We start from the raw sequence: 12,970 nt of genomic DNA, 5'->3' as shown, positions 1-12,970 counted from the left end.
AGCGACCGTGAGCGCGACCGCGCGCCGGACCCTCGGGCCCACGTCGTGCCGGACGGACTACGCCGCGACCCGCAGGCCCGTCCCACGGAAAGCCTGCTCGAGCACCTGGGCGTAACCGGACAGCATCCGCACGTGGCTGAACCGCTGCCGGGCAGCCGTCAACGCCCCGCGCAGCTCACCGCGCCGGGCGGCCGCCTCGATCCAGGTCTCGGCGATCTCGACGGCGTCGAAGCTCGTGACGAACCCGATGCCCTCCACGATCCGTGCGCTGTCACCGACCGGCGTCGTCACGGGTACCGCCCCGCACATCGCACCCTCGATGAGGCACAGCGGGGCCGCCTCGCCGAACGCCGAGGTGAGGGCGACGACGTCGGCCATGGCGAACACCGTCTCCATGTCCCGCCGGACGCCGAAGGGCCGGACGCGGTCGAGCAGGTCGGGCCGGTCGCCGAACGTCTCGTCCAGGTCGGCCACGAGCCCGGGGTTGTCGAGCGTCATGCCGGCGCCGCACATCACGACCTGCCCCGACGGGTCGCGCTCGAGGAACGCCCGGGCGGCGGCCAGGAAGAGGCGGGGGTTCTTCATGGCGTCGTACCGTGCCGCGTAGGCGACCAGCGTGGCGTCCGCAGGGATGCCGTGGCTGCCGCGCAGCGCCATCCGGCGCACCCGGCGCTGCGGGTGGAACCGGGTCAGGTCGATGCCGTTGGGCACCACCCGCAGCAGGTGCTCGGGCACGCCCGCCGCGGCGTAGGCGTCCTTGGTGGACTCGGCGCAGCAGACGGCGGCCACCAGCCGGCCGGTGTCGGCGGCGGTACGCAGGTCGTCCAGCGCGGCGCCGGAGTGCTCCGGGTCGCTGCGGTGCAGGCACGCCACGACCGGGCGGTCCGGGAACCCGGGGTGGTTCGCCAGCCGGAGCGGTTGCTCCTTGAGCGACATGACGACGTCGACCCCGGTGGCCTCCCGCGCCGCGATCTCCATCTCCGCGTCGGTGAAGGTGCGCGGGTCGTGGTCGTCGTCCGTGGAGCGACCCAGGGTCGCGGTGCGGACACCGGCGGCCCGCAGCGCGCGGTACCTCGGGTCGTCCTCCATCCGCTGCAGCATGGTCTCCCGGCGTACGGCGCTGTGGATGCTCAGGGCGGAGTGCTGCTGGTGGCCGTGGGCGTGCAGCCCGGCGACGACCGTGGAGTGCAGCACCCGGGCACCGCCGGAGAAGAAACCCTCGTACAGGGACAGGACACGAAGAGAGCTGTGCTCGAACATGCGGACCACCTCCTGAGTTCAGAGTGAGGCCGCGTGATGTGGAGCGGGTGACCTGCGTGTTACGTCTTCATGACACTTTCGCGGCTCACTCTCGATCGAGCGTCTCTGTTGCTCCCGGAATCAGGCGTTGATCGCGGAGAAGCAGAGACGCTCGACGCGAGGGTGGCTCAGGCCAGCGCGCGGATCTCCCGCTCGGCGCGCGAGGGAGGCAGCGGCCGGCAACCGAGCGCCCTCCACCGCCGGACGAGCGCCGGCTCGGCGCGCATCAGCCCGAGACCGCGCCGGACCAGCGTCGGGACGGGCTTGCGCGCCTCCGCGACGTCCCGCAGGAGGCGGAACCAGTAGGTGACGATGCGGGGGCGGACGAGGCAGATCGCGTCGGCGAGGATCCCCTCGCCGCGGCAGCGCTCCACCAGCTCGGCGGCGAAGACGCCCTCGGCCAGGAGGATCGGCGCGCCCGCCGTCTCGAGCACCGTCGTCCCGGTGCGCCGCGAGGTCGGGATGTCGTACACCGGGACCTCGACGCGTCCGACGGTGGCCAGCTCGCGCAGCGCGTCCAGGGCGGCGTCGGCGTCCCAGCTCTCCGGGTCGTCCCAGTCGACGATCCCGTACCGGTGCGGCATCCCGGGGTGGTCCTGGTCGCGGTAGAAGTCGTCGAGGGCCACCGTCGGCAGCCCGAGCCGACGGGTGAGGGCCGACTTGCCGCAGCCCGAGGGGCCGGTGAGCAGCACGATCCGTGCGGTCGGGCGCCGGGCGCCCGGCGGGACGTCGAAGAGGGTCTCGGGCTGCTCGCCGTCGTGCGGGCGCGGGCGCGGTGCGGGGCTGCTGTCGGTCACAGGAGTCCATTCTGTGCCGTCGCGCGCTGTGGGCTCACGACACGCCGCGAGGCCGACGGATTCGACGGCGTGTCGTGCACCCACAGGCGGGTCAGGAGACGAGGAGCACGTGCAGGGTGCGCGGGCCGTGGACGCCCTCGACCCGATCGAGCTCGATGTCGCTGGTCGCGCTCGGCCCGGAGATCCACGTCTGCGGCCGGGCCGGGTGCTCGGCCAGGATCCGCACGGCCTCGGGCAGCGTCTGGACCACCTGGTCGGTGCGCACCACGCACAGGTGGACGTCCGGCACCAGGGAGATGGCGCGCCGGCCCTGGTCCGGCTCGCCGTCCAGCACGATCGTGCCCGTCTCCGAGCAGGCCACCCGGGCGGCGGTGAGCACGGCGGACACCTCGTCCAGCGCGAGCGCGGACAGCGGGGCCTCCGGCAGGTCACGGCGCACGACGACGTCGCCCGCCGGCGCGCCGAGCCACCCCTCGTCGATCCCGGGCGGTACGACGACGGACGCCTCGTCGCCCAGCAGCGTCGCGATCGTGCGGGGCAGCTCGTCGGCGGTCACCTCGTGCACGTGGGCCCGGTAGTCGACCAGGCGGTCCACGAGCTGTGCGACGGCCGCAGCGGACCCGGGCTCGTCGGCGCCCGCGGACCGGTACTCCCGGGGCACCTCGACCGCCGCGGGCGCCGCACCCACGGCACCGGCCGCCGTCGTCCCGACGCCCGGCCGACCGAGCGCGGCCCGGACCCGGTTCAGCACGTCCTCGCGCGCGGTCATCGCTCGCCTCCGTCCTTCTCGTGGGCGGTCATCCACTGCCGGAAGGTCTGCTTCGGCGGCGCCGGCAGGTCGCGCGACCGGGTCCACGCCGACGCCGGCGGCGGGGCCGTCGAGATCACGCCGTCGGACCCGCCCAGGCCGTGGCCCAGCGTGGCCGCACGCCCGGCGAGGCCGAACCGCCCGCCGTCGGACATCACCCAGGACGCGGCCTTCATGGCCGCCTTCCACGGGTCGACGCCGGACCTGCCGCGGTCGGCGTCGACCTCGCGCGCCCGCAGGTCCACCAGGATGGAGGGGATGTCGATCTTGACGGGGCACACGTCGTAGCAGGCGCCGCACAGCGTCGAGGCGTACGGCAGGGCGGCGTTGACGTCGTCGGTTCCCGAGACGCCGCCGGACGACGCCGTGAGCTGCGGGGTGAGGATCGCGCCGATGGGGCCGGGGTAGACCGAGCCGTAGGCGTGCCCGCCGACCCGCTCGTACACCGGGCACACGTTGAGGCACGCCGAGCAGCGGATGCAGTGCAGGGCAGAGCGCCCGACCTCGTCCGCCAGCACGTCGGTGCGACCGTTGTCGAGGAGCACCAGGTGGAACTCCTGCGGGCCGTCGCCCGGGGTCACGCCCGTCCACAGCGAGGTGTACGGGTTCATCCGCTCGCCGGTGGAGGACCGGGGGAGCAGCTGCAGGAACACCTCGAGGTCGGTGTAGGTGGGGATCAGCTTCTCGATGCCCATGACCGTCACGAGCGTCTCCGGCAGCGTCAGGCACATGCGCCCGTTGCCCTCGGACTCCACGACGGCGAGCGTCCCGGTGTCCGCGACGCCGAAGTTGGCGCCGCTGACGGCGACCTTCGCCGAGAGGAACTTGCGGCGCAGGTGCGCGCGGGCCGCCATCGCGAGCTCGCGCGGCACGTCGGAGAGGTTCTCGGGGGCGTCGCCCATGCGGGCGAGGAAGATGTCGCGGATCTCGGACCGGTTGCGGTGGATCGCCGGCACGAGGATGTGGGAGGGCATGTCGTCGGCGAGCTGGACGATGAGCTCGGCCAGGTCCGTCTCGATCGCGGCGATGCCCTCGTCGGCCAGGTACTCGTTGAGCCCGATCTCCTGGGTGGCCATCGACTTGACCTTGACGACCTCGTCGGCCTCCTTGGCCTTCGCGATGTCGGCGACGATGCGGTTGGCCTCGGCGGCGTCACGGGCCCAGTGCACGACGCCGCCGCGCGCGGTGACGTTCTCCTCGAGCTGGGCGAGCAGGTCGGGCAGGTCCGCCATGACCTGCTCCTTGACCGCCGAGCCGGTGTCCCGCAGGGCCTCCCAGTCGGGCACCTCGCCGACGACGGCGGCCCGCTTGGCGCGGATCGTGCGGGTGGCGTGGCCGAGGTTGCGGCGCAGCTGGTCGTCGCGCAGCGTCTGCTTCGCGGCGGCGGGGAACGCCTCGCCCCAGCGCAGCGGCTCGTCGGGGTGCGGGACCGGGCCCCACGGCTGGTCGGCGGCCGCGGGCCCGCCCGGGGCGCCGTCGTCGTGCGTGCCGCGCCGCCGGATACCGGGGATGCCGAGGAAGGTGCTCATCGGGCCACCTCCGTGGCGTCCGCGCCGGAGCGGACGTGGGGGAGCGGCGTCGGGTCGTCGTGGGTGGAGGCCAGCACCTCCGCCAGGTGCAGGGTGCCCACCCCGGTGCGCTGCCGGGAGAGGCCTCCGCCGATGTGCATCAGGCAGGAGTAGTCGCCCGCCGCGACCACCTCGGCGCCGGTGGCGCGCACGTTCGCCGTCTTGTCGGCGAGCATCGCGGCGGAGGTGTCGGCGTTCTTCAGGGCGAACGTGCCGCCGAACCCGCAGCAGGAGTCGGCCTCCGGGAGCTCGACCAGGTCGATGCCGGCCACGGCGCGCAGCAGCTGCAGCGGCCTGTCACCGACCCGCAGCATGCGCAGCGAGTGGCAGGTGGGGTGGTACGTGACGCGGTGCGGGAACCAGGCGCCGACGTCGGTCACGCCCAGGACGTCGACCAGCAGCTCGGAGAGCTCGTAGGTCCTGGCGGACACCGCCTCGGCGGTGGTGGCGAGGTCGTCGAGCCCGGCGCGGCGGCAGACCATCGCCTGCTGGTGGCGTATCGACCCGGTGCAGGAGCCGGACGGGACGACGACGGCGTCCCACTCGCCGTCCGCGACCGGTGCGAAGGTCTCGACGTGGTTGCGCACCACGGGGACGGCCTCGTCCAGGTAGCCGGTGTTGACGTGCATCTGGCCGCAGCACGCCTGGTCCCGAGGGAAGACCACCTCGTGACCGAGGCGTTCGAGCAGTCGGACGGTGGCGCGCGGGGCGCCCGGGAACAGGGTGTCCGCGATGCAGGTCGCGGCGAGAGCGATGCGCACGTCCGGCTCCTTCGGCGGGGGCGGTGGGTCTGGCGGGGGTGTGGTCCGACCACTGTAGCCCACGAGACCGCTGTGGTCAGACCACGGCGGTCTAGGATCGGTGCGTGCGCACCCACGAGAAGGTCCTCGCCCGGATCGAGTCCGACCTGGCCGCCGGCCGTTGGTCCCTCGGCGAGCGGCTGCCCGCCGAGCGGGCGCTCGCGGACGAGCTCGGCGTCTCCCGCCCGTCGGTGCGCGAGGCCATCCGCATCCTCGAGGCGATGGGGATCATCCGCACCTCCGTGGGATCCGGGCCTGACGCCGGGGCCGTCGTCGTCGACCGGCCGGCCGCCGGGCTGGGTGCCGCCGTCCGGCTCCACGTGGCCTCGGGGACGCTGCCGGTGCACGACGTCGTCGCCACGCGCGCGACGCTGGAGACCTGGGCCGTGCGTGAGGCGGCCGCCCTGGTGGCGCTCGGCGCGGGCACCGGCGACGCGGGGGAACCCGCGGTGCCGGGCGCTCTGGCCGAGGCGGAGCGGCTCGTCGTCCAGATGGAGACGCCCGGGCTGAGCAGCGCGGAGTTCGTGCGGCTGGACCAGGAGTTCCACCTGGAGATCGTGCGGCGGGCCGGCAACCAGCTCGTCGAGGCGATCCTCACCGGGCTGCGCAGCGCCGTCGGCTCTTACGTGCGCCGCGGCGCCGACGCGCTGCCGTCCTGGGAGAACACCGCGGCGCGCCTGCGCACCGAGCACCGCGCCATCCTGGACGCCGTCGCGGCGGGCGAGGTCGAACGGGCCGAGGCCGTCATGAGCGCCCACATCTGGGGGTTCTACCGGGAGACGGGGCTGGCGACCGACGGGTGAGCGGGAGTCAGGCGGCCGGTGGGCGCTCGCCGGAGCCCCGGGCCACGAGCCTCGTGGGCACGACCCGGTGCTGCACCGGCCGCGCCGGGGTCGCGGCGCGGTCCAGCGCCAACCGTGCGGCCTGCCGGCCGATCTCCTCGGCGTCGTAGGCCACGACGGTCACGTCCAGCAGGTCCGCCAGCTCGAAGTCGTCGAACCCGACGAGCGCCGGGAGCGCTTCCGCCCGCTCGCCGATGCGCCGCAGCGCGTGCAGGGCACCCCGGGTGATGAGGTTGTTGGCCGCCAGGACCGCCGTGGGCGGGTCCGGGGAGGCGAGCAGCTCGGTGACGAACCGTGCCGCCGTCGCCGGGTCGTGCGCCCCGTCGCGGACCCACCGTTCGGCACCGTCGACGCCGTGGTCCGCCATCGCCCGGAGGAAGGCCCGGCGCCGTTCCTGGAACGTCCAGACCCGGGGCAGGTCGCCGACCAGCGCGATGCGGGTGTGGCCGTGCGCGGCCAGGTGGTCGACCGCCTGCCGGACCCCGCCCGAGTTGTCGATGACCACGGTGTCGGCGTCGACGCCCTCGGCCGGGCGGTCGACCAGCACGAGCGGCAGCCCTGCCGCCACCTCCGGCGCGAGGTAGGTGTGGTCGGCGGCGGTCGGAGCCAGGACCAGCGCCGCGACCCGGCGCTCGACGAACGCCTCGGCGAGGTCCCGCTCCCGGGCGGGGTCCTCCCGGGAGCTCGCCGACATCAGCTGCAGGCCGTCCCCGTGGAGGCTCTGCTCGATGCCGCTGCCGATCGAGGCGTAGAAGCGGTTGGCGATGTCCGCCGTGACGAAGCCGACGAGCCGGGCGGCCCCACCGCGGGCGAGGTCCGCCGCGGCGGCGTTGCGCCGGAAGCCGAGCTCGAGGGCGGCCGCGCGGACCTTCGCGCGCGTCGCGCCGGCCACGTGCGGCTCGTCGTTCAGGACCCGGGAGGCCGTCTTGAGGCTGACGCCGGCGGCGCGGGCGACCGCCGCCAGCGTGGGGCGTGATGGTGTCGGCAAACCGATGTCCTCTCCGAGCCTCTGCCTGCGGCGTCGCGCTCACGCTACCGGTCCGGAGCGGCCGGGGAGAGCGGAGCTGCCCTGGACATCGACCTCGAGAGCAGGCATGATGACGGACGACGCGTGATTGAATCCATTCATTAAATCCATACAACAAACCTCACCGACGAGGGCGCGTCACCCGGCCCGCGGCCGGACTCAACGACGAGACGACGAGGTGACCTGTGCAGCAGCCCAGCAGGCGCTCGCGTGCCACGCGAGTAAGCGCTTACCAGCACCGATCCGACACCCCACCCCCACGACGTGCCCGGTCCGTGGTGGCCGGAGCCGCCGCCGCAGCCCTCGTGCTGCCGTTGCTGCCCGGGGCCCTGGGTGCCGCGGTCGCCGCCGAGGGGGACCCCGAGACCTGGTCCTTCGACTTCGGCACGGCCGACAGCCCCGTGGCCGAGGGCTTCCAGCAGGTGACCGAGAGCACGGCCTACACCGCGGAGCTCGGCTACGGCATCACCACCGGCGACCAGGCCTCCCGGGACCGCTCCACCGACGTCGACCCCCTCACCGGGGACTTCGTCCTCGGCGCCGACTGGGAGTTCGCGGTCGACCTGCCGAACGGCACCTACGAGGTCGAGGTCTGGACCGGCGACACCCTCGCCGGCACCTCGTCCGTGCGCACCACCGTCGCCCCCGAGGGCGGTGAGGGCACCAACATCACCGCAGACGCCGAGCAGACGGCCAGCGGCACACTGACCGCAGAGGTCTCCGACGGCCGGCTCGACCTGGGCATCACCGGCAAGGGCTACGGCTACGTGAACGGCATCGTCGTCACCGCGGTCGCGGACGACGGCGGCGACGACGGCGGCGACGACGGGTCCGGCGACGGCGGGGACGACGGCGGCACCACCGACCCCGACGAGACCGGCGCGGCCGGCCCCGCGAACCTGCGCGTCGCCTCCGCGAGCGACGACCAGATCGTCATGCGCTGGAACGAGGTGGACGGCGCCACGGGCTACGTCCTGTCCCGCAGCGACGCCGTCGACGGCGAGTACACGCAGATCGCGCAGACCGGCGACCGCCAGGTCTACTTCGCGGACACCGACGTGGACACCTCCGTCGTCAACTACTACCGGGTGCGGGCCCTCACCGCCGACGGCACCACCGATCCGTCCGCACCCGCGGTCGGGACGCTCGCGAGCGAGGCCGACTTCCCGGAGTCCGGCACCCTGCAGCTCGACCTGGGCTCGGGTGACGTCGCCGCGGACGCCGTGGGCGTCGACGCCGACACCGCCTACGACGCCGAGAACCGCCTCGGGTTCGTCGACACCACGCCGGTGACGGCCACCGACCGCGGCGGCGACAACGCGCTGCGCGGCGACCTCGTCACGGCCGGTGGCGCCGAGCTCGTCGTCGACCTGCCGAACGGCGACTACACCGTCGACCTCATCGCGGGCGACGCGGAGGCCGCGACCGACGTCGCGATCACCGCCGAGCAGATGGCCAAGGTCCAGCAGACCGAGAAGGCCGCCGGGGAGTACCTGGAGATGTCGTTCGACATCGCACTCGTCGACTCCCAGCTCAACCTGCAGATCGCCGGGAGCGCGGCGAACGTCAACGCGCTGACGATCACCCGCCAGGACGAGCGGTCCGAGGGCGACCGGCCGACGGTGTTCGTCACCGGCGACTCGACGGTGCAGACCTACGACGAGTACTGGGCGCCGCAGGCCGGCTGGGGTCAGATGATCGACCGCTTCCTGTCCGACGACGTCACGGTGGACAACCACGCGATCGGCGGGCGCTCCTCGAAGAACTTCATCAGCCAGGGCCGCCTCGACACGGTGCTGAACCAGATCCGCCCGGGGGACTACCTCTACGTCCAGTTCGGTCACAACGACAACAGCTACGGCGTCGACGACCGCTGGGCCGCTGCGGGCGACTACTACTACTACCTGCAGACGTACATCGAGGGCGCCGTGCAGCGCGGGGCCCAGCCGATCATCGTCACGCCGGTCTCCCGGCTCGCGTACGACGAGGCCACGGGTGAGTTCGACGTCTCGTTCCCCGACTACGTCGAGGCCGCGACCGACGTCGCCGCCGCGACGGGCACCCCGCTCGTCGACCTGTCCGCCTCCTCGCGGGAGTACCTGACCGAGATCGGGCCGGAGGCCGCCGAGTCGGTGTTCCTGCACGTCCCGGCCGGGGTCTACCCGAACCGGCCGGACGGCACGACCGACAACACCCACTTCCAGACCTACGGCGCCATCCAGATGGCCCGCCTGGTCGCCCTCGACACCGCCGAGCTGGAGATCCCGCTCGCGGACGAGGTCGTGGACGCCGAGCCGCCGGCCGACGTGCCGGAGCCGCCGGCCGGCGTCGTGGCGGGCAACGTCTCGGCGTCGAGCGTCCAGCTGACCTGGACCGAGGTCGAGGGGGCGGACATCTACAAGGTGTTCGCCAAGGCCTCCGACGCCGCGGACTACGAGCTGGTCACCACCTCGACGATCGGCCTGGCGGACGTCACCGGGCTCGAGGAGGGCACCTCCTACGACCTGCGGGTCGTGGCGGTCAACGGGGCCGGGGACTCGGAGCCGTCCGCGACGGTCACCGTGGTCACCAAGGCGCCGCTGATGAAGTTCGACATGCAGCTCGCCGGCAACCCGACCAAGGACGGGTACACGCCGTTCGACCAGAACACGCTCTACACCGCCGAGCAGGGCTACGGCTTCACCTCGGACTCCGGTCCGGGCGGCCGCGACCGCGGCACCGGCGACGGCGCGCTCGACGACCTGCAGCGGGACTTCCTGCTGCCGGGGTCCGACCAGCCGATGCGCTTCGACGTCCCGAACGGCACGTACGCCGTCGAGGTGATCTGGGGTGACCTCATCGGCACCGCCCGCCTGGGCGTGACGATCGAGGGGACCGACTACGGTTCCTCGAACGCCGGCCGGGGCGCCACCTCCAGCAAGATCGTCCAGCCGGTCGTCGTCACCGACGGCACGCTCGACGTCGTGGCCGAGGGGTGGCTCAACGGCCTGGAGATCACGGCGCTGCTCTACGCGCCGACGAACCTGGCCTCCGGTGACGTCACGATCGACGGCTCGGACGTGTCCGTGCCGCTGACGTGGGACGCCGCCGAGGGGGTCGAGGGCTACCGGGTGTACCGCCTCGCCGAGGGTGCGGCGGAGCCGACGGCGTTCGGCGACGTGGACGCCTCGACGACGGAGTTCGTGGACACCACCGCGGACGTCGGCCTGCGCTACACCTACACCGTCGTCGGGCTCGACGCGGCGGGCAACGAGTCGGTCGCGTCCAACGCGGTCGAGCTCACCACGGTGGACGACGACGTCGCGACCGCAGCGACGCCGTCGGGCCTGGCCGTGGGCGACATCGCGAAGCGTTCCGTCGACCTCTCCTGGGAGCCCGTCGAGGACGCGCTGTTCTACCACGTGTACCGCGAGGACTCCGACGGCGACCTGGTGCTGCTCGACCGCGCCGCCGACCCGGAGTACACCGACACCGACGTGCTCACCACGATCGGGTACACCTACGCGGTGGCGTCGGTGAACGCCGGCGGGGTCTCCGAGCTCTCGGAGACCGTGACCTCGGACGCCGTGACGAACCTGTCGCGGCAGGCGGAGCGCATCGGCCGGCAGCCCGTGGCGGCGCAGTCCGCCGACGGGATCTACGTGGGCTGGCGGATGACCGGGGACGACCCCGAATCAGTCGTCTTCAACGTGTACCGGGACGGCGACCTGATCACCGACGAGCCGGTGGCCGGCTCCACCAACCTGGTGGACGCGGACGGCACGGCGGAGTCCACCTACCGGATCTCCGCCGTCGTCGACGGCACCGAGCGGTGGGCCACCGACGAGTTCGGCGTGTGGGACGGCCAGACGCTGGACATCCCGCTGAACAAGCCGGAGGACGCCTACACCAAGGACGGCCAGCCGTACACCTACTCCGCGAACGACGCCTCCGTGGCGGACCTCGACGGGGACGGCGACTACGAGTACGTCGTCAAGTGGTACCCGTCCAACGCGAAGGACAACTCGCAGGGCGGCTACACGGGCAACACCTACCTGGACGCCTACGAGCTCGACGGCACCCAGCTGTGGCGCATCGACCTCGGGGTCAACATCCGCTCCGGCGCGCACTACACGCAGTTCCAGGTGTTCGACTACGACGGCGACGGGAAGGCCGAGGTGGCGATGAAGACGGCCGACGGCACCACCGACGCCGCCGGGACCGTCATCGGCGACGCGCGGGCCGACTTCCGCTCCTCGGGCGGCTACGTGCTGTCCGGGCCGGAGTACCTCACGGTGTTCGACGGCGCCTCCGGCGTCGCGCTCGACACGATCGACTACGTGCCGCCGCGCGGCGACGTCGGTTCGTGGGGCGACACCTACGGCAACCGGGTGGACCGCTTCCTCGCGGGGACGGCCTACCTGGACGGTGAGCACCCGTCGATGATCTTCAGCCGTGGCTACTACACGCGGATCGTCATCGCCGCCTTCGACTTCGACGGCGAGGAGATCCAGCAGCGCTGGGTGTTCGACACCGACGAGGCCGGGGACGAGTACCGCGGCCAGGGCGACCACTCGCTCGCGATCGCGGACGTCGACGCCGACCAGAAGGACGAGATCGTCTTCGGGTCGGAGACCATCGACGACGACGGCACGGTGCTCTACAACACCGGGCTCGGTCACGGGGACGCCCAGCACGTCTCCGACTTCGACCCGTCGCGTCCGGGCCTCGAGGTCTACTCGGCGCACGAGGACATCGGCCGTTCCGGTGGTACGGGGTCCACGTTCCGCGACGCCGCCACGGGCGAGGTCCTGTGGTCCACGCCCGCCGAGGTGGACACGGGCCGGGCCGCGATGGCCGACATCGACCCGCGGTACGAGGGTGCCGAGGGCTGGGTCATCGGTGGCGACGCCGCCTGGAACTCGCCGGTGGGCATGGTGATGTCGGCCGCGGGGGAGCAGATCGCCTCGGACATCCCGGCGGCGAACTTCACGACCCTGTGGGACGGCGACCTGCTGTCCGAGATCGGCGACCACGACTGGGACGCCGACGCCGGCGTCGGCGTGCCGACGATCTCCAAGTGGGACTACGAGAGCTCGACCGAGGTCGAGATCTACCGGGCCGAGGGCACCTACTCCAACAACAGCACCAAGGGCACCCCGTCGCTCCAGGCGGACCTCTTCGGTGACTGGCGCGAGGAGATCGTCACCCGCACCGAGGACTCGACCGCGCTGCGGATCGCGACCACGGTGATCCCGACCGAGCACCGCCTGCGCACGCTCATGTCGGACTCCCAGTACCGCCTGGCCGTGGCCTGGCAGAACACGGGATACAACCAGCCGCCGCACACCTCGTACTTCATCGGCGAGGGCATGGAGACCCCGGACGCGCCGCGCCTGGCGTACACCACCGAGGGATCCGACGGCGGCGTCGTCGCCCCGCAGTGGTCGAAGGACACCGTCTACACCGAGGGTGACGTCGTGGAGCACGACGGGTCGGTCTTCGAGGCGCTGTGGTGGACCAGGGGCCAGGTGCCCGGGGCCTCGCCGTGGGGTGCCTGGCAGGACATGGGCCCGGCCGACGGGTCGGCGCCGCAGTGCGCGGCGCTGTGGACCGCCAGCCGGATCTTCACCGAGGGCGACCAGGCCGTGCACGACGGCACCGTCTGGCAGGCCAAGTGGTGGACCCGCAACTCCGAGCCCGGGGCCTCCGAGTGGGGCCCGTGGGAGGAGGTCGGGGAGTGCTGAGGTGAGCGCTTCCTGAGCAGTCCTGACCGACCGGGGGCCGTCGTCGCGCACGCGACGGCGGCCCCCGGCCGTTTCCCGACGATCTCTTTTTGGCAATGAATCG

Annotated in this window: 8 protein-coding genes; 2 read left to right on the top strand and 6 right to left on the bottom strand. The window is 72.9% G+C overall.

The window, feature by feature from the left end; translation table 11 throughout:
* Nucleotides 1-57 precede the first annotated feature (57 nt).
* From ACIQLL_RS01825 to ACIQLL_RS01805, 5 genes are all read right to left on the bottom strand, one after another.
* Complete coding sequence (locus ACIQLL_RS01825; protein WP_402462431.1) at nucleotides 58-1,260, bottom strand: glycosyltransferase; 1,203 nt, start codon at nucleotides 1,258-1,260, stop codon at nucleotides 58-60.
* 167 nt (nucleotides 1,261-1,427) lie between these two features.
* Nucleotides 1,428-2,096: a uridine kinase family protein gene (locus ACIQLL_RS01820; protein ID WP_402462428.1), complete on the bottom strand. Its 669-nt coding sequence runs from the start codon at nucleotides 2,094-2,096 to the stop codon at nucleotides 1,428-1,430.
* A gap of 91 nt (nucleotides 2,097-2,187) precedes the next feature.
* Entirely contained in the window at nucleotides 2,188-2,865 is a 678-nt protein-coding gene (locus ACIQLL_RS01815) for a LutC/YkgG family protein (protein WP_402462425.1), read from the bottom strand.
* Nucleotides 2,862-4,433: a LutB/LldF family L-lactate oxidation iron-sulfur protein gene (locus ACIQLL_RS01810; RefSeq protein ID WP_402462422.1), complete on the bottom strand. Its 1,572-nt coding sequence runs from the start codon at nucleotides 4,431-4,433 to the stop codon at nucleotides 2,862-2,864. Before ACIQLL_RS01810 ends, ACIQLL_RS01815 begins: the two co-directional genes overlap by 4 nt.
* Nucleotides 4,430-5,233, bottom strand: a complete 804-nt coding sequence (locus tag ACIQLL_RS01805) for a (Fe-S)-binding protein (RefSeq protein ID WP_402462419.1) — start codon at nucleotides 5,231-5,233, stop codon at nucleotides 4,430-4,432. Before ACIQLL_RS01805 ends, ACIQLL_RS01810 begins: the two co-directional genes overlap by 4 nt.
* Before the next feature lie 104 nt (nucleotides 5,234-5,337).
* Here ACIQLL_RS01805 and ACIQLL_RS01800 point away from each other — a divergent pair, with 104 nt between their 5' ends.
* A complete protein-coding gene (locus tag ACIQLL_RS01800; protein ID WP_402462417.1) occupies nucleotides 5,338-6,075 on the top strand; it encodes a FadR/GntR family transcriptional regulator in 738 nt (245 codons plus the stop codon).
* Nucleotides 6,076-6,082: 7 nt separating this feature from the next.
* Here the strand turns inward: ACIQLL_RS01800 and ACIQLL_RS01795 are convergent, their stop codons facing one another.
* Nucleotides 6,083-7,102 carry a LacI family DNA-binding transcriptional regulator gene (locus tag ACIQLL_RS01795; RefSeq protein WP_402462414.1) on the bottom strand — a complete coding sequence of 340 codons (1,020 nt, stop codon included), beginning with the start codon at nucleotides 7,100-7,102 and terminating at the stop codon, nucleotides 6,083-6,085.
* Between the two features lie 314 nt (nucleotides 7,103-7,416).
* Here ACIQLL_RS01795 and ACIQLL_RS01790 point away from each other — a divergent pair, with 314 nt between their 5' ends.
* Complete coding sequence (locus tag ACIQLL_RS01790) at nucleotides 7,417-12,867, top strand: rhamnogalacturonan lyase family protein (RefSeq protein ID WP_402462411.1); 5,451 nt, start codon at nucleotides 7,417-7,419, stop codon at nucleotides 12,865-12,867.
* Nucleotides 12,868-12,970: the final 103 nt, after the last annotated feature.

Source organism: Isoptericola aurantiacus, assembly GCF_044769875.1.
Taxonomy (GTDB): domain Bacteria; phylum Actinomycetota; class Actinomycetes; order Actinomycetales; family Cellulomonadaceae; genus Isoptericola; species Isoptericola aurantiacus.
This window is presented reverse-complemented; position numbering and strand designations above follow the sequence as displayed.